The 21,182-nt window shown below is 59.2% G+C and carries 16 protein-coding genes; 15 read left to right on the forward strand and 1 reads right to left on the reverse strand.

What is annotated here, in order from left to right; all coding sequences use genetic code 11:
- Nucleotides 1–228 precede the first annotated feature (228 nt).
- The 7 genes from nuoE to TAMC210_RS07565 all read left to right on the forward strand — a co-directional run bounded on the left by nuoE (nucleotide 229) and on the right by TAMC210_RS07565 (nucleotide 12,833).
- Complete coding sequence (gene nuoE / locus TAMC210_RS07535) at nucleotides 229–747, forward strand: NADH-quinone oxidoreductase subunit NuoE (RefSeq protein WP_173298206.1); 519 nt, start codon at nucleotides 229–231, stop codon at nucleotides 745–747.
- Nucleotides 737–2,620 carry an NADH-quinone oxidoreductase subunit NuoF gene (locus tag TAMC210_RS07540; protein WP_173298207.1) on the forward strand — a complete coding sequence of 628 codons (1,884 nt, stop codon included), beginning with the start codon at nucleotides 737–739 and terminating at the stop codon, nucleotides 2,618–2,620. The genes nuoE and TAMC210_RS07540 overlap by 11 nt, the downstream gene beginning before the upstream one ends.
- Before the next feature lie 40 nt (nucleotides 2,621–2,660).
- Nucleotides 2,661–4,400, forward strand: coding sequence for a [FeFe] hydrogenase, group A (locus TAMC210_RS07545; protein ID WP_173298208.1), 1,740 nt, complete (start codon nucleotides 2,661–2,663; stop codon nucleotides 4,398–4,400).
- A gap of 346 nt (nucleotides 4,401–4,746) precedes the next feature.
- Nucleotides 4,747–7,005 carry a sigma 54-interacting transcriptional regulator gene (locus TAMC210_RS07550; RefSeq protein ID WP_173298209.1) on the forward strand — a complete coding sequence of 753 codons (2,259 nt, stop codon included), beginning with the start codon at nucleotides 4,747–4,749 and terminating at the stop codon, nucleotides 7,003–7,005.
- A gap of 344 nt (nucleotides 7,006–7,349) precedes the next feature.
- Entirely contained in the window at nucleotides 7,350–7,544 is a 195-nt protein-coding gene (locus TAMC210_RS07555) for a hypothetical protein (protein ID WP_173298210.1), read from the forward strand.
- 379 nt (nucleotides 7,545–7,923) lie between these two features.
- Nucleotides 7,924–10,458, forward strand: a complete 2,535-nt coding sequence (locus TAMC210_RS07560) for a DUF3656 domain-containing U32 family peptidase (protein ID WP_173298211.1) — start codon at nucleotides 7,924–7,926, stop codon at nucleotides 10,456–10,458.
- A 14-nt stretch (nucleotides 10,459–10,472) separates the two neighbouring features.
- Entirely contained in the window at nucleotides 10,473–12,833 is a 2,361-nt protein-coding gene (locus tag TAMC210_RS07565) for an endonuclease MutS2 (RefSeq protein ID WP_173298212.1), read from the forward strand.
- 7 nt (nucleotides 12,834–12,840) lie between these two features.
- Here TAMC210_RS07565 and TAMC210_RS07570 read toward each other — a convergent pair whose 3' ends face one another.
- A complete protein-coding gene (locus tag TAMC210_RS07570; RefSeq protein WP_173298213.1) occupies nucleotides 12,841–15,576 on the reverse strand; it encodes a transglycosylase domain-containing protein in 2,736 nt (911 codons plus the stop codon).
- A gap of 107 nt (nucleotides 15,577–15,683) precedes the next feature.
- Here TAMC210_RS07570 and tyrS point away from each other — a divergent pair, with 107 nt between their 5' ends.
- The 8 genes from tyrS (at nucleotide 15,684) to TAMC210_RS07610 (ending at nucleotide 21,168) form a co-directional block, all read left to right on the forward strand.
- Nucleotides 15,684–16,907, forward strand: coding sequence for a tyrosine--tRNA ligase (gene tyrS, locus TAMC210_RS07575; RefSeq protein ID WP_173298214.1), 1,224 nt, complete (start codon nucleotides 15,684–15,686; stop codon nucleotides 16,905–16,907).
- Nucleotides 16,908–16,957: 50 nt separating this feature from the next.
- Entirely contained in the window at nucleotides 16,958–17,623 is a 666-nt protein-coding gene (yunB, locus tag TAMC210_RS07580; RefSeq protein ID WP_173298215.1) for a sporulation protein YunB, read from the forward strand.
- A 172-nt stretch (nucleotides 17,624–17,795) separates the two neighbouring features.
- Nucleotides 17,796–18,227 (forward strand): DUF3842 family protein, encoded by a 432-nt coding sequence (locus TAMC210_RS07585; RefSeq protein ID WP_173298702.1) that lies wholly within the window; start codon nucleotides 17,796–17,798, stop codon nucleotides 18,225–18,227.
- Nucleotides 18,228–18,254: 27 nt separating this feature from the next.
- A complete protein-coding gene (locus TAMC210_RS07590) occupies nucleotides 18,255–18,446 on the forward strand; it encodes a CooT family nickel-binding protein (RefSeq protein WP_173298216.1) in 192 nt (63 codons plus the stop codon).
- Nucleotides 18,447–18,565: 119 nt separating this feature from the next.
- A complete protein-coding gene (locus TAMC210_RS07595) occupies nucleotides 18,566–19,204 on the forward strand; it encodes an energy-coupling factor ABC transporter permease (RefSeq protein ID WP_173298217.1) in 639 nt (212 codons plus the stop codon).
- Nucleotides 19,201–19,512, forward strand: coding sequence for a PDGLE domain-containing protein (locus TAMC210_RS07600; protein ID WP_254388585.1), 312 nt, complete (start codon nucleotides 19,201–19,203; stop codon nucleotides 19,510–19,512). Before TAMC210_RS07595 ends, TAMC210_RS07600 begins: the two co-directional genes overlap by 4 nt.
- A 16-nt stretch (nucleotides 19,513–19,528) precedes the next feature.
- Nucleotides 19,529–20,356: a cobalt ECF transporter T component CbiQ gene (cbiQ, locus tag TAMC210_RS07605; protein WP_173298218.1), complete on the forward strand. Its 828-nt coding sequence runs from the start codon at nucleotides 19,529–19,531 to the stop codon at nucleotides 20,354–20,356.
- The gene (locus TAMC210_RS07610) at nucleotides 20,329–21,168 is read left to right on the forward strand and encodes an ATP-binding cassette domain-containing protein (RefSeq protein WP_254388587.1); all 840 of its coding nucleotides are present in this window, start codon (nucleotides 20,329–20,331) and stop codon (nucleotides 21,166–21,168) included. Before cbiQ ends, TAMC210_RS07610 begins: the two co-directional genes overlap by 28 nt.
- The last annotated feature ends 14 nt before the right edge of the window (nucleotides 21,169–21,182 follow it).

The raw sequence follows: 21,182 nt of genomic DNA on the forward strand, positions 1-21,182 counted from the left end.
TGGGCCTTGTTCTTTTATTGTCGCCGGAGATGAAGGAGCTGCTAAATTGGGGATTTGGGGAGCAAAAATAGCTGGGAGCTAGCGGCACCGCAGGTTGCTTTGCGGCAGAAATTTTATTATAATAGTACCTGATTTCGTGAAGGCAAGCACAAGAACAATAAGTTAAATAGGGAAAATGTTAACATCGGAGCGTATCTAAGGTGTCATTTGGGGGAGGAGGAAACCTTCATGTCGTGTTTAAAGGACGAAATTCGGGAAATTATTGGGCACCACCAAGGACAAGTTTCCCATCTGATCGCCATACTGCAGGAAGTTCAGCAGAAATACCGGTACCTGCCGGAGGAAGCCTTGGAGGTTATTGCCGGTGATTTGCACATTTCCCCGGCAGTGGTGTGGGGTGTAGCCACCTTTTACGCCCAGTTTTCGTTAAAACCCAAGGGCAAATATACTATCCGGATCTGTAACGGTACGGCCTGTCACGTGCGGGGAGCGGCCCAGATTCACGAAGCCTTGTGCAAAGAGCTGCAACTCAAGGAAGGGGAAAACACCACCGCAGACCTGGAGTTTACGGTGGAGACAGTCTCCTGTCTGGGGGCCTGCGGCCTGGCACCTGTTATGACCATTAATGACAATGAAGTTCACGGCCAATTGACTCCCGAAGGGGCTGTCTCCATCGTGCGAGGGTTGAAGGTGAAGGCTGCGGAAGAGGAGAAGGAGAAGGTCCGGGGGAGGGACCATGTTGCTTAAGTCAAGGGAAGATTTGCAAGCCATGGCGGAGCGGGCCGAGAAAATGCTGCGAAAGGAGAAGGCTCGCATTTTAGTGTGTGCGGGAACGGGGTGTGTTGCTAACGGTTCTCTCGGTGTCTACGAGGCTTTTCACCGGGAACTGGTGCGGCGGGGGCTGGCCCATAAGGTCGAACTGCTTAGAGAAGGGGAGGGGGCCGGGCTAGCCTTAAACATCAGCGGCTGCCACGGCTTTTGCCAGATGGGTCCCCTGGTGCGTTTGGAGCCGGAGGGAGTCCTCTACTGTAAAGTAAAACCAGGAGACGTACCGGAAATAATCGAGGAACACCTTCTCCAGAATCGGCCGGTGGAGCGCCTCCTTTACCACCACCCGGCTACCGGACAAGCTGTACGCAGGGAGGACGACATCCCCTTTTATAAGAAACAGCGACGGGTGGTTTTGGAGCACTGCGGCCGTATTAACCCGGAGGATCCCTATGACTACCTGGCCCACGGCGGTTACCAAGCCCTGGCCAAAGCCCTGTTTGAAATGACGCCGGAGGAAGTCATTCAGGAGATCCACGAGGCTGGCCTGCGCGGGCGGGGCGGGGGCGGTTTCCCCACGGGTAAGAAATGGGCCCTGGCCCGGTCGGAAGCGGGGGGCCCGAAGTATATCATTTGCAACGGCGACGAGGGCGACCCGGGCGCCTTTATGGATCGCAGCGTCATGGAAGGCGACCCCCACCGGGTGCTGGAGGGCATGCTCATTGCAGGTTACGCCATCGGGGCCCAGGAAGGCTATGTTTACGTTCGGGCCGAATATCCCCTGGCGGTAAAGAGGTTGCGCAAGGCCGTGGCCGATGCCGAAGACCTGGGGCTGTTAGGTGACCGCATTCTGGGGAGCCCCTTTTCCTTTAAGGTGCATATCAAGGAAGGAGCCGGTGCCTTTGTCTGCGGGGAAGAAACCGCCCTGATCGCGTCCATAGAGGGCCAGCGGGGCATGCCCCGTCCCCGGCCGCCTTATCCGGTCCAGAGGGGGCTGTGGGGTTGCCCCACGGTCATCAACAACGTAGAAACCCTGGCCAACGTGGCGCCCATTATCATGCACGGCGCCGGCTGGTTCAGACAATGCGGAACTCCCACCAGTCCCGGCACTAAGACCTTCGCCCTGGCCGGGCAGGTGGCTCATACCGGCCTGGTAGAGGTGCCCCTAGGCATGAGCCTCCGGGAGGTGGTTTTTGAAATAGGTGGAGGTCCGCGGGAAGGCCGTGGTTTTAAGGCGGTGCAGATCGGGGGACCCTCCGGGGGATGCCTCACCGCCGAGCACCTGGATTTGTCCCTGGACTTCGATTCTCTCCAGAAGGCAGGAGCCATGGTGGGATCGGGAGGGCTCGTAGTCCTGGGGCAGGATAGCTGTATGGTGGAAGTGGCCAGATTCTTCATGGGTTTTGTCCAGGATGAATCCTGCGGCAAATGCGTCCCCTGCCGGGAAGGTACGAAGCGCATGCTCGAGCTGCTGGATAAGATCGTCGCCGGCGACGCCACCGAAGAAGATATGGACCTGCTGGAAGAGCTGGCCCTGGTGGTGAAGGACGGCGCCCTCTGCGGGCTGGGCAAGACGGCTCCGAACCCTGTGCTAACCACTCTGCGCTATTTCAGGGAAGAATATGAAGCGCACATTAAGGATAAAAGGTGTCCCGCAGGGGTCTGCCGGGGACTGTTGCGTTACTTCATCAACGTAGAAAAGTGCCGAGGGTGCAGCCTATGTGCCCGGAGTTGTCCGGTAAAGGCCATTACCGGGGAGAGAAACCATCCCCATACCCTGGACCAGGAGAAATGTATCCGGTGCGGGACTTGCCTGGAAGTATGCCGGTTCAATGCGGTGTATACGGCCTGAAAAGCCGGGCCCAGGAAACTCGGAAAGAGGGAGCGGAGTTATGGCTACAGGAAAAGTAACGGTAGACGGCGAAACGGTAAAGATCAACGGCGCCAAGAATCTCCTGGAAGTGGTGCGGCGGGCTGGGATCGAATTGCCCACCTTCTGCTACCACTCCGAATTAAGCGTTTACGGGGCCTGCCGCATGTGCATGGTGGAGGTAGAGGGCCAAGGGCTGGTTGCCGCCTGCTCTACGCCGCCGGCGGACGGCATGAAAATCCATACCAACACTCCCCGCACCCGGCGTCTGCGACGTATGGTGCTGGAATTGCTGCTGGCAAACCACGAGCGGGAATGCACCACTTGTGAGCGGAGCGGAAGTTGCAAACTCCAGCAGCTGGCGCGGCGGCTGGGCGTTACCCAGGTACGCTTCGGACAGCGGGACAAGAGGGTGCCGGTGGATAACAGTTCACCGTCCCTGGTGAATAATCCGAATAAATGTATTTTGTGCGGCGACTGCGTCCGTATGTGCAAGGAAATCCAGGGAGTGGGAATTTGGGATTTTGCCTTTCGGGGCTCAAGGACCCGGGTGACCACTGCTTTCAACCGGCCCCTGGCGGAGGTGGGCTGCCTGAACTGCGGCCAGTGCGTGGCTGTTTGCCCTACCGGCGCCCTGGCCGTAAAATCGGAAATCAACCTGGTGTGGTCGGCCTTACAAGACCCTGACCGCATGGTAGTAGTCCAGGTGGCCCCGGCGGTGCGGGTGGCCATCGGAGAGGAATTCGGCTTGAAGCGCGGCGAGGCATCCACGGGACGGATGGTAGCTGCCTTAAAGAAGCTGGGCTTTGATCGGGTCTTCGATACCACCTTTACCGCAGACATGACCAGCATTGAAGAGGCCATGGAACTGCTTCAACGCCTGGAAACGGGCGAGAAGCTGCCCCTCTTCACCTCCTGCTGCCCGGCCTGGGTTAAGTACGCCGAGCAGTTCCACCCGGAGCTTTTGGATAATCTCTCCACTTGCCGTTCGCCCCAGCAGATGTTCGGCTCTCTGGTAAAGAAGCACTACTGCCGAGAAATAGGAAAAGGCCCCCGGGAGATAGTCTGCGTATCAATTATGCCGTGCACGGCCAAGAAATTCGAAGCTAGGAGAACGGAGTTCACTACGGACGGCGTCCGGGATGTAGATTTCGTCCTTACCACGGTGGAACTGGCTCAGATGATTAAGGAAGCCGGAATTGTTTTCGCCGACTTGGAACCCGAAGCATTTGACAATCCCTTAGGGGTAGGCTCTGGTGCCGGCATAATCTACGGCGCCTCGGGCGGGGTAATGGAATCGGTGGTACGTTTCCTTTACGGCTACCTTACGGAGGCCGACGAAGTAGGCAGAGTGAACTTTTATCCCGCGAGGGGGATGGAGGGTATTAAGGAAGCCCAAGTGGATATTCAGGGGCAAAGGCTTAGGCTTGCCATTGTAAACGGGCTGGTCCGGGCCGAAGAACTGATCCAACGCCTCCGGAGGGGTGAAGTCTTTTATCATGCCGTAGAGGTCATGGCCTGCCCGGGAGGATGCCTGGGAGGCGGCGGCCAGCCGGTGCCCAATGACACTGCCGCCCGGCTGGAACGCATGAAAGGCCTCTACCGGCTGGACAGGGGAGAACAGCTCCACAAGCCCCAGGATAATATTTTTGTGACCAGGGCCTTTGAACGCTGGTTTGGCGGCTGGGCCAATGCCCGCACCCATAGGGATTTGCATACCCGTTATCAACCACGCCGGGCACTGAGTTGTTCCATTTCTTGATTTCTGGTCTGCTTGGCTTGGGCTCGCTCTCATAGTTTCTCTCGCGGGGGCCGGACTCTTGCTCGGCCTTAAAGGTTCAGGCGGGGCTCCCAGACCGGTGGACGTCCATGGCGACTAGGCCCGTCTCCGTCTCCGGCCCCCGACCCTCGACCCGCCTTCCCTTCGGGCAAAGCTCAGGTGGGGTTGTCGCCAGTTGCTCGCCTCTTTCCCAGCCCAAGGAGGCGTTGTCGCAAGAAAGTGACAAGGCAGCGGCGGTGTACCGAAGAGAATAATACAAAATTCTGTCTCGCCTTCCGGTTCGATGTATCGTATAATAGTGATGAAAGCAACAGAAGGGGGAGAAGGCGTGTCGGGCATTGTGAAAGTAATCACTGGTAAATGCCGCATGTGTTACGCTTGTATACGCAACTGCCCGGTAAAGGCTATTAAAGTAGTGGACGGGCAGGCCCAGGTGGTGCCGGAGCTCTGCATATCCTGCGGCCACTGCGTACAGGTCTGTGCGCAAAAGGCTAAATTGGTAGAAAGTGAAATAGAAAAAGTCAATAGTTATTTGCAGAACGAAAGGGTGGCGGCCTGTCTGGCCCCTTCCTTTGTGGCCGAATTTCACCCGGCATGGCCCGGGCAGGTGATATCCGCCCTGCGCCGTATGGGTTTTGCCGAAGTCCACGAGGTTGCTTTCGGTGCTCACCTGGTTACCCAGGAGTACCTGAAGTATCTCGAGGAAATGGGGGACCGGCAGGGCCTCATTACCACTCCCTGTCCCGCGGTAGTTAACCTGGTGGAGAAGTTTTTCCCCCGCTTGATTTCCCAACTGGTCCCCATAGTCTCCCCGGCCATCGCCCTGGGCAGGTATTTAAAAAAGACCCGAGGTCCGGCCTTGAAGGTGGTGTTCATCGGGCCCTGTGTAGCCAAGAAAGCCGAAATTCGGGACGAGGAAGTAGCCGGGGCCGTAGACGCCGTCCTTACCTTTGCGGAATTCCGGGAGATGTTGCGGGAAAGGGGATTAGAAATATCGGCTCAGGAGGACGGTGAATTCGACAGTCCTCCTCCCCACTTTGGCCGGCTGTATCCCATAGGGGGCGGCCTGCTGCGCAGCGCCGGGATCCTGCCGGACATCCTGGAAAGCCGGGTACTGGTGGTGGAAGGACGGGAGGAATGCCTGGAATTCCTGCGGGCCGTTAACGAAGGGAAAATGGTACCCCAGGTAGCCGACATGCTCTTCTGTAAGGGCTGTATCAACGGGCCTGCGATAGAAAACGAGTATTCTTCCTTCCGTCGCCGGCGCATCGTGGCGGAATTTGCCCACAGGGGCTTGGAGCAGGTGTCTGACGGCGGAGAAGAGGCCATGGAGGAGCTTGATCTCCGCAGGGAGTTCCGGGATCGGAGCGTACACTTACCGCGACCGAGCGAAGCAGACATTCGCGCCATAATGGCCGAACTGGGGAAGATGGGACCGGAGGACGAACTGAACTGCGGAGCGTGCGGTTACCCTTCTTGCCGGGATAAGGCCATTGCCGTATATCGAGGTCTGGCGGAAAACGAAATGTGCCTTCCCTATCTTATCTTGCAATTACAAAAGAGCAATTTGCGGCTGCGCCAGGAACTAAAGACGGTTCGCGGCCAGTTCGGCCAGTTGGTAGGCAAGAGCACGGCCATGCAGGAAGTTTATCGCCTGATTGAAAAGGTGGCTCCCACCGATGCCACCGTTCTCATCCGGGGAGAGAGTGGCACCGGGAAGGAGTTGGTGGCCCGGGCCATCCACTACCGCAGCCTGCGCAGCGAGGCCCCCTTTGTGAGTATCAATTGCGCCGCTCTGCCGGAAAATCTGCTGGAAAGCGAGCTCTTCGGCCATGCCCGGGGTGCCTTTACCGGTGCCGTAGCCGCTAAGAAGGGCCTGTTTGAAGAGGCCCACGAAGGGACGCTGTTTCTGGACGAGATTGGAGATATAAGCCTATCCCTCCAGGCCAAGCTCCTTCGTGTCCTCCAAGAGGGAGAGTTTATCCGCATAGGGGAAACGAGGCCGCGGCGGGTGGACGTACGGATTATTGCGGCTACTAACCGGGATCTGGAAGGGGCCATTAAAGAGGGGAGTTTCCGCCCGGAGTTGTTCTACCGTTTGAATGTGATTACCCTTTGGCTGCCTCCCTTACGGGAACGGAGGGACGATATTCCGCTCCTGGCGCGCCATTTCTTGGAACAGGCCTGCCAGCGGCTGGGCAAGGATATAAAAGGCTTCACCGCGGAAGCCATGGACGCCCTGATCCGGGCCGACTGGCCGGGCAACGTCCGGGAACTGGAGAATGTCATCGAGCGGGCCGTCATATTATGTGAAGGCAATCGCATAGAGCTGACCGACCTGCCCCGGGACCTGCGCAACAGGGCGGCTAATGCAGCGGGGTGGGCCTATACCCAGGGAATGACCTTTAGAGAAGCGGTGGAGGCCTACGAAGTCCAACTCCTCATCAAGGCCCTGGAAGAGAGCAAATGGGTGCAGGCCCGGGCGGCCGAAATTTTAGGATTGAAGCGCAGCACCCTCAATGAGATGCTTAAGAGGTACCGCCTATTGCCCAAAATGGCCAAGAGGTATTCGGAAAACCGGAGATAGTTCAAAAAAGCGAACCCAACGCCCCTGCCAGTCAGGGGCCTTTATTATTATGGCCATATGGGGGATATGCCGAGTCCTGGGATTCACCTATTTGAACCTTCTGCCGACAGGAGACCCCGGGGGGCCAAGGAAGAGAAAGCCCCCGACTCTTGTATAAACTGGCACGAAACTTGCAATACAACCTACATGCAAGGCGAAAGTTTCACAAACCGTTCGGTCCCTTTTAGGAGCTACTGGGGGTTAATTATCAACCACATAGCGAGAGAAATTCTAAATTAAATAAAGACTATGTTAAAATGATTCCATAGGACGAACGGGTAAACTTCAAGGGGAGGAAATTACCTATGGCGAGGGCAGTAAAGGCGTGGGAGCGCGGGGAGCCAGAATGGGATGTGCTGAGCCCCGAGGAATTAAATGAGGCTTATGCCAGGCTGGAAGAACGGTATAACGGGTTGAGGTCTAACTGGGAGTGGTTCGTAAAGGAAGACAACCGGATCGATAGAACTGCCGGCGTTCTTCGAAGAGTAGATGAGAACTGAGGCGCGACCCGTCGCGCCCTTTATTTTACGCGACCGGAAAAAGATCGTTTTCTTGCGGGAGCAGGTCCGGCAGAAAACGATCTTTTTTGTTGGGAAGTAGTGGCCAACGCCCTTGCGGTAGGCGTCTGCCGTAAAAGCGGGAGGGGGGAGCCCTAATCGTACGGAAGGCCCATAGGCCGGCGGGGGTTTACCACCGTGGCGGAAGGGAGGCGCGTTAAGCGCACCCACGGCCAGGGCCCGGTAGGGGGGAGCTTTTGAGGGAGGAAGGGATTATGTTACAATGGATAACAAGGTGAGCATAATCACCCTCACTATAAAGCAGAAGGCCGTAAAGGGATAAGCTAGAAAAAACGAGGCCGTAAAGGGGAGCAGTAGGACTTTGGAAGGCCGGGTTGAACTCATGGCGCCGGCGGGCAGTGAAGAAGCCTTGAGGGCGGCAGTGGCCAACGGCGCCGATGCCGTGTACCTGGGCGGCAGGCAGTTTAATGCCCGCCAGTATGCGGAGAACTTTACCCTGGAAGGGATACGGGAAGCCGTGGCTTATGCCCACGAGCGCGGGGTTAAAATATACGTCACGGTAAACACCTTACTCAAGGAGGAGGAACTGGAACCGGCTCTGCGCTACCTCTACGCCCTGGGAGAAAGCCGGGTTGACGGGGTTATCGTTCAGGACTTGGGCCTGGCGTGGGAGGCCCACCGGCTTCTACCAGACCTCCCCCTCATCGGCAGCACCCAGATGACGGTTACCGATGCCGCAGGGGCCAAGCTTCTAGAGAAAATGGGATTTAAGCGGGTGGTCCTGGCCCGGGAGCTATCCCTAGAGGATATTGGCCGTATCCGGCAGGAGTGCGCGCTAGAGCTGGAGGTTTTCGTCCACGGCGCCCTCTGCTATTCCTACTCCGGTCAGTGTCTCTTGAGCAGCCTGGTGGGGGGCCGGAGCGGCAACCGGGGACGCTGCGCCCAGCCCTGCCGGCTGGCTTATACCCTGGTGGATGAGGGGGGACGGGAAGTGGAGGCGGCGTCCGAACACCTCCTCAGCACGAGGGACCTCTGCACCCTGGAAATGTTGCCCCTCCTTATTAGCTCGGGAGTCAACGCCTTTAAAATTGAAGGCCGTATGCGCCGCCCCGAATATGTGGCGGTGGTCACGCGGGCCTATCGGCGGGCCATCGACCGTTTTCTGGAGAATCCCGGGAAATTCGCCGTAGATCCGGAGGAAGCCCGGGATATCGCCCAGATCTTTAACCGGGATTTTACCACCGGCTATCTTCTGGGAGATCCCGGCTCCGAACTCATGAGTTACGGACGCCCCAGCAACCGGGGCATTTTCTTGGGGAGGATCCTGGCCCGAGAGAAGGGGGGATTATACCGCGTAAAGCTGGAGGTGCCCCTGAAGCGGGGGGACGGGGTGGAGGTCTGGGTGCGCCGCGGCGGGCACCCTGGCATGGTCATCTCCGAGATAAGAATGGACGGCCGGCCGGTGGATGAGGCGCCGGCGGGTTCCGTAGTTTTCCTGGCCCTGCCGCCGACAGCGCGCCCGGGGGACCGTCTTTTCAAGACTAGCGATGCCGAGCTACTCCGCCGGGTGCGCCGCGGTTACACCTCTCCGCGGGAGGGAAGGAAGATCCCGGTGAATATGGAGGTATGGGCGGCACCGGGTGAACCTTTGAGGCTCCGGGTGACGGACCCCCAGGGTCGGGCAGGTGAGGCGGTGGCCCCGGTGCCTTCGGAACCGGCCCGCAAGCACCCTTTGACAGTAGAAACTCTGCGGGCCCAGCTGGACCGCCTCGGAAACACGCCCTACGAGCTGAAACAATTAAAGGCCCATATCCAGGGGAAAGTTATGGTCCCGTTGAGCGTCATCAACGGTGTGCGGCGGGAAGCCGTGTCCGGCCTGGCCGCTGCCCGGCTGGCAAGCTGGCCGCGGCCGGTGCCCTCCCGGGAAGAGTTCGAAAAGGCCCTGGAGGAGGGGGCGATCCCCGAAGCCGGACGAAGGGTCCGGCCGGCCGGGACCCCCGCTCCCGGCCTTCCCCGCTTAGCCGTGGCGGTCCGGGACCTGGAGGGAGCCAGGGCCGCCGCCGAAGCCGGGGCCGACCGGATTTACTTAGGCGGTGATGTATGGCAGGGAGGGGAAGCTCCTCCTCCCGCAGAGGTGGCCCGGCTAGGGCAGGAGTTGGCACGCCGGGGTATAGAATTGCTTCCGGCCTTACCCCGCCTGTGGCATGAGGTAGAAGGGGGGCGGGTCCGCCGCCGGTTGGAAAAGCTCCTTGAGGTCGGTATCCGGCAATTCTTAGTGGCCAATTTGGGCGGCCTCTGGCTCGTGAAAGAATTGGGCGCAACGGGGTGGGGGGACTACCCCTTAAATGTGTTTAACAGTTCTTGCGTGCAGACCCTTAGCCTTCTCGGCCTGGGGGGGGTAACTCTTTCGCCGGAGTTAAACCTGGACGAGATAAAAGGGATCTATCCCTTCCTTTCCCTGGAAGTAATAGTTCATGGGTCCCTGCCCCTGGCCGTCTCCGCCCATTGCGTCCTGGGAGCCCGCCTGGGCGGAAAGGGACCCGGGAAAAGGTGTTCCGCTCCCTGCCGGCGAGAAACCTTTGGGTTGAAGGACCGCCTGGGCCTCGTCTTTCCCATAACGACCGACGTGAACTGCCGCTTCTACCTGTATAACCCCAAGACCCTCGACTTCCTGGAACACATGGGCCTTTTGCAGGGCGCCGGTCTTAGTTTTGTGCGCCTGGAGGTCCGCAACCAAGGGGCCCCGTATATACGCAGGGTGACCGCCCTCTATCGCCAGGCCCTGTTCTGCCTGGACAAGGGAGATAGGGAAGCCTTGCCGGCTCTGGCCGGGGAACTCAGGGAGCTGGTGGGCGAGCATGTCACCCGGGGACACTACTTCCGGGGAGTGTCCTAAGGAGGGGGTATTACATGGAAGAGAAGACATGGGAAGTATTGGAACTAGAGAAAATCCTCCAGCGGCTGCAAGACTGCTGTAGCTCCCCCCTGGGCAAGGAACTGGCCTTGCATCTCCGGCCTACCACCGATATCCAAGAAGTTCAAAGGAGGCAGGCAGAAACGGGGGAAGCCTGTGATTTCTTGCGCCTCTACCCCGACTGCCTGCCCGGCGTCACCCGTGATATCCGGCCCTGGGTGGAGCGGGCGGCTGCCGGGGCCACCCTCAAGGGAGAAGAGCTCCTGGCCGTGGCGGGCACCTTAAATGCCGGCAGGCGCTTTAGAAAGGCCGTCCTGCAGGCGGAAGGCCCCTTTCCCCTCCTGAAAGGCCTGGCTGCCCGGGTGGGGGATTTCCGCCGCTTGGAGGAAGAGATCGCCAAAGCCGTCGGCGAGGACGGCGAGGTTAAGGACGAGGCCACGCCCCGTCTCTTCCAGCTCCGGCGGCGTATAAGGTCCGTGCAGGAGGAGATAAAGGCACGCCTGGACTCCTATTTACGTTCTCCGGAGATGCAGAAATACCTTCAGGACAACATATACACGGTGCGCGGTAATCGGTACGTCCTTCCAGTCAAGCAAGAGTACCGCCATCAGGTGCCCGGCCTGATCCACGACCAGTCGGCCAGCGGGGCCACCCTTTTTATCGAGCCCATGGCCCTGGTGGAACTTAATAACGAGCTGCGTCGGTTGCTGGCCGCCGAAGAGCAAGAGGTGGAAGCTGTTCTGGCCGGATTGTCCCGCATGGTAGGAGAAGCCGAAGAGCCACTGCTGGAGACCCTGGAGGCCCTGGGACGCCTTGATTTTATCCTGGCCAAGGGCATTTTAAGCCAAAGGATGGAAGGGGTCCCGCCGGCTATAAACAATTCGGGGCGCTGGCGGATACAGGACGGACGTCACCCGCTGCTGTCGGGAGAAGTGGTTCCCGTTACCCTGTACCTGGGGGAGGATTTTGACATCCTGGTCATAACAGGGCCCAATACCGGCGGCAAGACGGTTACCCTCAAGACCATCGGGCTCTTTACCCTCATGGCCCAGTGCGGCCTGCACTTGCCGGCGCGGCAAGCGGAGATATCAGGAAGCTCCCTTGTGTTTGCCGACATCGGGGACGAGCAGAGTATCGAGCAGTCCTTGAGCACCTTTTCTTCTCATATGAGCCATATTGTATCCCTCTTGCACCGGGTGGAGCCCGGCAGCCTGGTCCTGCTGGATGAGATCGGGGCCGGTACGGACCCCACGGAAGGGGCCGCCCTGGCGGTGGCCATCCTCGACTACCTGGCCAGCCTCGGCGCCAAGGTAGTGGCTACTACCCATTACAGCGAATTAAAGGTCTATGCCTATACCACTCCCCGGGTGGAGAACGCCGCCGTGGAATTCGACAGCCGGACCCTAAGGCCCACTTTCCGCCTGCTCATAGGTACCCCAGGGGAAAGCAACGCCTTTATCATCGCCCGCCGGCTGGGCTTGCCAGAGGAAGTGGTGGAGAGGGCCAAGGGATTCCTTTCCGAAGAACAGAAACAGGTGGGCCAGATGATCCGCAGCCTGGCGGAAGACCGGCGGGCCAGTGAGCAGGCCCTCCGGGAGGCCGAAGCAATAAGGCGGGAGGCCAGGCAACTGCAGCAGCAGAAGGAAAGGGAGCTGGAAGAAGCTGGCCGGCGGGCGGCCGAGATGGTGGAAAGGGCCCGGGAGGAAGCCAGGAGCATAGTGCGCCGGGCCAGGACGGAAGTGAGGGAATTAATGAAAAGGCTGCAACAGGCCCTGGCTGAGGAGGAGCGACAGGAGAAGATTAAAGCCCTCCATTTGGCCCGCCAGCAGCTGGCCAGCCTGAGCAAAGAAGTAGAGGATAAGAGCGAGGCGTACGGGGCAATCCCCGGCGGCGCTCCGGTATCGGCGGCCCCCGGGGAGGAGGTATGGGTTGTGCCTTTGAGGCAGAGGGGTGTTATCCTTGGCCGGCCGGGGGGCGAGGGTGAGGTGACCGTACAGGTGGGGAACTTAAAGGTCAACCTCAAGGTAAATGAACTCCGCTCCCTCCAGCAGGGGGCAAGGGAAAAAAAGCTCTCGGGCGGGTGGAAGGTGCTTTCTGCGCCGGCGGCGGGCGCCGTGAAGCCGAAGATCGATTTGCGGGGCCTCACGGCCGACGAGGCCTGCCTGCAGGCCGACAAATACCTGGATGAGGTCTACCTGGCCGGCCTTAAGGTGGTAAGCCTCATCCACGGCAAAGGAACGGGTGCCTTGCGAACGGCCCTACACGCTTACCTCCGTTCCCATCCCCTGGTAAAGGGCTTCCGGTTCGGCGGCGCCGGAGAGGGAGGGAGCGGGGTAACCATCGTAGAACTAAAGTAGGTTGCACTTAGGTTTCCGGCGCCTTTTTCCGGTTCGGGCCCGCCGGTACATTTACGGTCACTTCGTTGGATGGAGTACTGATCTGGGTGGCAGGATCGACGGCTAAGACCCGGTAGGTATAAGTCCTCCCGGGTTTAACCCCGGTATCCACGTAAGTCGTGTCCCGGGTGATGGTCAAGTTCTTGCGGCTGCCGTTCTCCCGCCTCTCCACGGAATAAAGGTATTCCCCTTCTCCCCCGGTATGCCAGCTCAGTTTTACCTCGGGACGGCCGGAGCTCAGCTCTACATCTACCTGCACCTGTAATTCGGGGGCCGGCGGGGGGGCCGGCTCTCCGGAGGAGCCTTCCCCGAGCTGGTGTTCCGGCAGGTTACAGTGTTCGGTAGGGGCGGTGCCGGGGGCGAACTCCTTGCTCTGCACGTACTCGGATGGGCACCCGCCCTGCTGGCCGGGACCGGGGACGTTGGCCAAAACGGGTTTTCCCCCGTGGCGGGGATCGGTACATATCAGCACAGTCCGAGCTTCGCCGGAACTGTGGAGGGTGCAGACTTCTTTGGGAGCCTCCAGATAGGCGTCCTCCGGCTGTACCGAGCCGGTGTAGGGGACGGGACGCCGGAGGAAGACGCCGGTAGTGAGCTGGGGGCAGTGGGGGGAGGCCAGCTGGCCGGTGGTAGCGCAGACCTCGAGCTGCACCCATACGTCCGACACTTTTTTGGGTACGGTATCGGCCGTGAATATTTCTTTGACGATAAACTCTTTGGGCGTTAAGTCGCTGGGGAGGAGGCCGGACTTGGCATCCACGTCGGCATAGACAATGCCCGAAGGTCGGGGAAAGTTCTGGACCGGCACTCCCTTTAAGGCCTCCTGCATGACCTGCCTCCAGATAAGGGCCGGATAACTACCGCCGGCTACGCCCCGAAGGTAGTGCTGGGGATCCGTCTGATCATAGCCCATCCAGACGGCGGCTACCAGTTCGGGGGTATAACCCACAAACCAGGCATCCTTTTCCCCGGACACCCCCCTGAAAGCGGGCAAGTCGGGTAGAGAAGTGGTGCCCGTCTTTCCCGCGACCGGTCGACCGATCTGGGCACGCTGGCCGGTACCGGATTTGACTACTGTCTGCAACATGTCGGTCATGAGATAGGCCATCTGCTCGCTCATAATTACCTGCTGCTGGGGGGTGTTCACCACCAGATCGCGGCCGTGCCGGTCGGTAATGCGAGTGACGGTATGAGGAGCTACGTAGACACCTCCATTGGCAAAAACTCCGTAGGCCGCGGCCATCTGCAGGGGGGTGACCCCCGAAGTAATTCCCCCTAGGGCGAGGGATAAATTACGATCGCCCTCCTGCAGGGGCAGCCCCAGCTTGCGGCCGTACTCCCAGCCCGTATCCACGCCTATGGTGTGGAGCATTTTGACGGCGGCAACGTTGACCGACCAGCGCAGGGCTTCCCGCATGCTGATCAGGCCCCGGTAGCGGCCGTCGTAATTGCGCGGAGTAAAGGGTTTGGGCGAGCCGGGAAAGGTCGTGGGAACGTCGTCGATGACCGAAGCCGGGGTAAAGCCCCGTTCCAGGGCCGGGGCATAGACTACTAGGGGCTTAATGGTAGATCCCGGCTGGCGCTCGGCCTGGGTGGCCCGGTTGAGGCCACGACGGGCGGTGTACTGCCGGCCTCCTACCAGCCCCCTGATCTCGCCGGTATGGGGGTCCAAAACTACCATGGCGCTCTCCACCAGGCGCTCGGAAGGGCTCTTGGGGAAATTGGCTGGGTTGGCGTATACTTCCTCCATCTTAGCCTGGACCTTGGGATCCAGGGTGGTATAAACATGGAGGCCGCCGCGGAAGAGCTCTCCCGCGCTGATGCCGTTTTCCTCCAGGAGGCGACTGGCTTCCTCGATGACGGCATCCACAAAATAAGGATACTTAGGGGTGCTCGTCGGCGGCTTGCTGTTGAAGACCAGTTCTTGCTGTAGAGCCTGGTCGGCTTCGGCCTGGCTGATGAATCCGTATTTAACCATATTGGCCAGTACGGTGGCCTGGCGCTCTTTGGCCGCTTTTTCATTGTTCTTGATCAAGGGTGAATAGCGGGCCGGGCTTTGAATTATCCCTGCTATAAGGGCGCTCTCGGCCAAAGTTAGGTCCTGTACATCCTTGCCGAAGTAAGCTTCGGCCGCGGCCTTAACACCGTAGATTCCCGGCCCCAGGTAGACGATGTTCAAGTAGTGCTCCAGGATTTCCTCCTTGGTATAGACGCGCTCTATCTGCAGGGCCAGGATGGCTTCCTGAATCTTGCGACGGAAGGTCCGTTCCCAATCTTCGATGAAGGCGTTTTTGGCCAGTTGTTGGGTAATGGTGCTGCCGCCCTCCCGGATTTGCCGGTGCAACAGGTTGGTAACGGCCGCCCGGGCGATGCTCCGCAGGTCTATGCCGTGGTGCTGGTAAAAACGCACGTCCTCTATGGCTATAACGGCATCCTGCAAATATTTAGGAATTTCTTCCAGGGAAGCATGAAGCCGGTTCTGTTCGCCGTGAAGGGTGGCGAAAAGATTGTTGTCTTTATCGTAGAGAGAAGTGGTCAAATCCATGCGCAGGTTGTTGGGGTCCCAGGAAGGAAGGCCTCGCAGAACGTCGAAGGCCAATCCTATACCTGACCCGATACCCGCCAGAACTACAACGGCCGCCAGGAGCAGCAGGAGCCGCTTTAGGTTGAGTCTCCGGCGGGTTTTCTTTTTATCTGCTGGCATGCGAGGAAACTGACCTCCTTTCGCCTCAATTATAACACAGCCCGCAGGTGGCTTGAACCCCATAAAGCCTTGTGCTAAACTTTTAGAACAGGTATAAAAAGGGAAGGATGATATCTTTGGAGCCGGAGGTATCGAGGCAGCTAGCCGTTCTTCGCCGCGGAGCGGCCGAGATCGTTCCCGAAGAAGAACTGGCCCACAAGATCCGCCGCTCCCTAGCTTCGGGTCGACCTTTAAGGGTGAAGCTGGGGTTGGATCCCACAGCTCCCGATATACATTTGGGTCACACCGTGGTTTTGCACAAACTCCGCCAGTTTCAAGAACTCGGCCACCACGTTATCATAATCATTGGCGATTTCACCGGCCGCATCGGCGATCCCACCGGGAAGTCGGAAACCCGGCGGCAGCTCAGCGAGGAAGAAGTCCTGGCCAACGCCGAAACTTACAAGCAGCAGATTTTTAAAATCCTGGATCCCGCTAAGACGGAGATTGCCTTTAACAGCACGTGGCTGAAAAAGCTCACCTTTGCCGAAGTCATCGAGCTGGCGGCTAAGATCACCGTGGCCCGCATGTTGGAGAGGGATGATTTTGCCAAGCGTTACCGGGAAGGACGCCCCATTAGCGTCCACGAGTTTTTTTATCCCTTAATGCAGGGCTATGATTCCGTGGCGCTGCAGGCCGACGTGGAGCTGGGAGGAACCGACCAGAAGTTCAACCTCCTTATGGGTCGGCATCTGCAGAGGGAATACGGCCAGGAACCCCAGGTAGCCCTTATGATGCCTATCCTGGTAGGCCTGGACGGCGTGCAAAAGATGAGCAAGAGCCTGGGGAACTACATCGGCATCAATGAGCCGCCTGCGGAGATGTACGGCAAGGTCATGTCCCTGCCCGATGAGCTTATGCTTACTTACTTTGAATTGGTAACTCCCCTTTCCCTGGAGGAGGTGGAAGCCGTCCGGCGGGGGCTGGCGGCGGGCGAGCTCCATCCCCGGGATGCCAAGATGTACCTGGCCCGGGAAATCGTGAAGTTTTACCACGGCCAGGAAGCTGCTTATGAGGCGGAAGCCGAGTTCCGCAGGGTTTTCCAGGAAAAGGATATGCCTTCGGACATGCCGGAGATGGTTGTGGCCGAAGACTCCGTGTGGCTTCCGAGGCTCCTGGTGCGGGCGGGCCTGGCGTCCAGCACCAGCGAAGCCCGCCGCCTGATCGTGCAAGGGGCCGTAAAGGTAGGGGGGAGCCGGGTAACGGATCCTGAAGCCGAGATCGCCATTACCCCCGGCATGGTCCTTCAAGCGGGCAAGCGAAAATTTGTCCGCCTCCGGCGCCAGGATTAACGGCACCTTTGGCCGGGCGCCGCGTATACTTTCTATATGGGGGTGAAAGTATGCGTCGGCGGTGGCGCCGGCCCGGAGGACGGGCAAAGGTTTGGGTCCTGGTGTTGCTGGGCGGTCTGGCCTTACTGGCGGCCCTGGAGTGGCGCCTGAAGCCAGCCATGGAAAGGCTGGCCGTGGCCCAAGCCCAGTGGGTAGCCACCGAAGCCATTCAAGAGGCGGTTTTGGAGCGGATAGCTGGAGAGGTAAAATATAATGATTTGATCCAACCGGCCAGCGACGAGAGCCGGCAGGTGGTGTTCATGGAGGCCGACGTGTTACGCATAAGCAGGCTGCAGGCGGAAGCCCAGCTGGCCATCCAAGAAAAGCTATCGGAGTTGAAGGGCCACAGGTATCCCCTGCCCCTCGGGCAGCTGCTGGGATGGCATGTGGTCGCCGCCCTCGGTCCTCCCATCCCCGTGAGCTTTGTGCCTATGGGTACGGTAGCTGTTACCCTGGGGGACAGCTTCGAGGCGGCGGGCATCAACCAAACCCGTCACCGAATCTATTTGCAGGTGGAGAGTAATGTGCAGGTAATAGCTCCGTTGCTGGCGGAACAGGTGAGGGTGGAATCCCGGATACCGGTAGCAGAGGCCATTATTGTAGGGCCGGTTCCCCAAACCTATCTCTCCTTTAATATGGAACCGGGCAAGGGCATACTCCACTCCCCGAGCTTTTAATTTCTTGCCGGCTTAAGGAGGATTTTTCGTTTCTAGGGCGAATAGTTTTATTTAAGGAGCGGTCAGTGGAGGCCGCGCTGGATGTCTGGCCACGAGGAGGTCACCAGCTATCAGGAGTTGGGGGGTTCCTCTGGCCTTTTTGTGTAGGGTAGAGGTTCTGGGAGAGATGCCTTTGCGCATTGCGGTAGTGGACGGGCAGGGCGGTGGCATCGGAAAGCACATCACCAGCAAGATACGCAAGGAGCTACCGCCGGAAGTGGAAATTCTGGCCCTGGGGACCAACGCCATGGCCACGGCGGCTATGCTCAAGGCCGGGGCCAATGAGGGAGCCACGGGGGAAAATGCCGTGGTACGCAATGCTTCCCGGGTAGACGTGATCGTGGGGTCCCTGGCCATTGTGCTGGCTGAAAGTATGCTGGGCGAGGTTACCCCCCGTATGGCCGCCAGCATTGCCGCCAGTCCGGCCCTAAAACTGCTGCTACCCCTCAACAGATCCGGTGTGGAGGTGGTAGGGGTCAAGGAGGAACCCCTACCCCATTTGATAGATGCCCTGGTAGTGCGGCTAAAGGAGTGGGCTATGGAGGCCGGTAAGCTTACGAACTAGCGGGGCGGACGGGAAGGAGGAAGGGACGTGTGCGAGGCTAACGCCTATCTTTTGAAGGGAGATAAAGAAGAGCTGGTCCTGGAGGGTGTGGACCGAGTCGTTCCCCAGGAAGAAGGGATTCTTTTAGAAGACATTTTCGGCAAGCGGAAACTCCTGCGGGCGCGCATTAAAGAGATGGCCCTGGTGGAACATAAGATCATCCTGGAGGAAACGGAATAACGAGAGGGTAAGGGTCCGGAGGACCATAGGACAGCGGATGCCGCGGTGAAGGCGTGGGCCATGGAGGCTCCAAGGGGAGTTTCCATGGCGTTGTTTTTTTAGGAAGGGGGGGCATCTCCATGCACATTCCAGACGGCTTTTTGGACGCCAAGACATGGTTGGGAGCCGCAGCCTTAAGCGGCGCCGCCGTGGGTTACGGCCTTAAAAAAACCGGGGAGGCCCTTCAGGACCGGCAAATCCCCGTCCTGGGGGTCCTGGGGGCTTTCATCTTTGCCGCCCAAATGGTCAACTTCCCGGTGGGAGGGGGGACCTCCGGCCACCTCTTAGGTGCCGCTCTGGCTACGGCCCTGCTGGGCCCCTGGAGCGCCACTCTTATTTTGACCACTGTACTGATCATCCAGGCTATTTTCTTTGCGGATGGGGGGATTACTGCCCTGGGCGCTAATGTGTTAAATATGGCTGTTATAGCCCCCATGGCAGCCCATTGTGTTTATAGACTCTTGGGCGGCGTGCGGCCCCTGAGTGTTTTCTTGGGCAGCTGGTGCTCGGTGATAGCTGCGGCAACCGCGACAGCTTTGGAACTGGCCCTGGCGGGAGCAGTCCCGTTACCCGCGGTGTTGACGGCTATGGTGGGTTGGCACCTACTCATAGGTATCGGAGAGGGGCTTGTAACCTGCGCGGTGGTGGCTTTCGTGAGCCGCAGCGGTCTATTGCCGTCCGCAAGTCCCTACGAGAACGGGGAGGGGAAAATAGCGTGACCTCAACCGACAGGCATCAACCCAAGGCCAAGGTGATGATCCTCCTTCTCGTCGCCCTGGCGGTGGCGGCCCTGCTATCCCCTTGGGCTTCCTCCAGCCCCGACGGCCTGGAGCGGGTAGCCGAAGACCTCGGTTTCATGTATTTGGCGGAAGGGGCCCCGTTACTGGAAGGCTGGATGCCGGACTACCTTTTTCCCGGCCTCCCACACGAGGGGCTGGCGACCTCCCTCGCGGGGGTGATAGGCACCCTTGTGACCTTGGGTGCTACCTGGGGCCTGGGCAAATTGATTACCCTGCCCAGGCGCTAAAGGAGAGAAAGCACCCATGGTGGACCTCCATGCCGCCCGGGCCGGGACTTTCCCCGGCCGGGGTAAGGGTTTGTTGCCCTTGCAGAGGGTAGATTCCCGGGTGAAACTGGTGGCCATGGTCGGATATATTGCCCTGGCTACGGGCCTTACTTCTTGGCTTTCATTGCTGGTGGGGGTCGCCTTTCTGGGCCTGTTAATCGCCTTTTCGGGCTCCGGGTGGCGCCGGGCAGCGGCCCGCCTTGCCTGGGCGTCGCCCCTGGCCGTAGCTATGCTCTTGTTCCTGCCGGCGGTGACCCCCGGGCACCCCTGGCACCAAATAAGGATGGGGCCCTGGGAGTTGACCTTGAGCCTCGAGGGTTACGGGCTGGCCGTCTTGCTAGGGTTGCGCATGGTTAACGCTTTATTAGCGGCCGCCTTGCTTCTGGACACCACCCCTTGGGGTGAACTCATGGGCGCTTTGAGGAGCCTGCGCTTTCCTGCCTTGCTGGTACAATTAATAGACTTTACCCTGCGCTATATTTTTGTCACCGGCGACGAGTTAGCCCGCATGAATGTGGCCCTTAAAGCGCGGGGTTTTAAAAGCGGTCGCAGCCTTCTGGACCGGGATACCTTTTACACTTTGGGCAGGGTAATCGGGACCCTTTTCATCCGCTCCTGGAAGCGGAGCGAACGTGTTTACCAGGCTATGCTCGCCCGGGGCATGGCCGGAGGCCATGTACCGTATACGTCTCCGACACGTCCAGGGGGATGGGATCTGGCCTGGGGGCTGGGTATCGTGGGAATGGGCCTAGGATTGCGGCTGCTGGAACCGGGGGGATGGATTTGGACTATATTATCCAGATAGAGGATCTGTATTTCCGCTATAAAGACGGTACGGTGGCCCTCCAGGGCCTTTCTTTATTTATTGAGGGGGGTAAGAAGGTGGCCCTTTTGGGCCCCAATGGAGCAGGAAAGTCCACCCTCCTTTTACACTTGAATGCCATCCATCTGCCCCAGCGCGGCAGGGTACGGGTGGCGGGCCGGGAAATATCCAGGAGCACGGAACGCTGGGTGCGTTCCCGGGTGGGCATGGTATTCCAAGACCCGGACGATCAGCTCTTTTCTACCACGGTAAAAGAGGATGTAGCCTTTGGGCCGCGCAACCTGGGCCTTTCGCCTGCTGAAGTGGAAGAGCGGGTGGAAGTGGCCTTGGCAGCCGTAGGCATGCTGGCCTATCGGGATCGGGCTCCTTACCACCTCAGCTACGGCCAAAAGAAGCGGGTGGCTATAGCCGGGGTTCTGGCTATGGAACCGGACATTATTGTTATGGACGAACCCATGGCCTTTCTCGACCCTGCCGGCCAGGAAGCCGTACGGGCCATCCTCGACCGGCTCCATAAGGAAGGAAAAACCCTCGTTATCGCTACCCACGATGTCGACTTTGCTGCGTCCTGGGCCGAGGACACAATAATTATGAAAGGGGGACGTGTGCTGGCCCAGGGCGGTCCGGAGATTCTTCTGGAGCCCCAGTTAGTACGGGAAGCCGGCTTGCGCCTGCCCCGGGTAGCCGAAGTTTTCCTGGGTTTGTTGCCGGCAAATATGAAGTTGCCCCGGGATGTATCGGACGCCAGAAGGATCTTGCGTTCCCTCATTGACAACGGGTGGGGTGCCGGTTAAAATAACATTTGAAG

The organism is Thermanaeromonas sp. C210, assembly GCF_013167955.1.
Classification (GTDB): Bacteria; Bacillota; DSM-521; order Neomoorellales; family Neomoorellaceae; genus UBA12545.

Bases quoted from the DNA above. Each gene is read 5' to 3' on its own strand.
- nuoE (WP_173298206.1), top strand. From the start codon at position 229: ATGTCGTGTTTAAAGGACGAAATTCGGGAAATTATTGGGCACCACCAA.
- TAMC210_RS07540 (WP_173298207.1), top strand. From the start codon at position 737: ATGTTGCTTAAGTCAAGGGAAGATTTGCAAGCCATGGCGGAGCGGGCC.
- TAMC210_RS07545 (WP_173298208.1), top strand. From the start codon at position 2,661: ATGGCTACAGGAAAAGTAACGGTAGACGGCGAAACGGTAAAGATCAAC.
- TAMC210_RS07555 (WP_173298210.1), top strand. From the start codon at position 7,350: ATGGCGAGGGCAGTAAAGGCGTGGGAGCGCGGGGAGCCAGAATGGGAT.
- TAMC210_RS07565 (WP_173298212.1), top strand. From the start codon at position 10,473: ATGGAAGAGAAGACATGGGAAGTATTGGAACTAGAGAAAATCCTCCAG.
- TAMC210_RS07570 (WP_173298213.1), bottom strand. From the start codon at position 15,576: ATGCCAGCAGATAAAAAGAAAACCCGCCGGAGACTCAACCTAAAGCGG.
- tyrS (WP_173298214.1), top strand. From the start codon at position 15,684: ATGATATCTTTGGAGCCGGAGGTATCGAGGCAGCTAGCCGTTCTTCGC.
- yunB (WP_173298215.1), top strand. From the start codon at position 16,958: ATGCGTCGGCGGTGGCGCCGGCCCGGAGGACGGGCAAAGGTTTGGGTC.
- TAMC210_RS07595 (WP_173298217.1), top strand. From the start codon at position 18,566: ATGCACATTCCAGACGGCTTTTTGGACGCCAAGACATGGTTGGGAGCC.
- cbiQ (WP_173298218.1), top strand. From the start codon at position 19,529: ATGGTGGACCTCCATGCCGCCCGGGCCGGGACTTTCCCCGGCCGGGGT.
- TAMC210_RS07610 (WP_254388587.1), top strand. From the start codon at position 20,329: ATGGATTTGGACTATATTATCCAGATAGAGGATCTGTATTTCCGCTAT.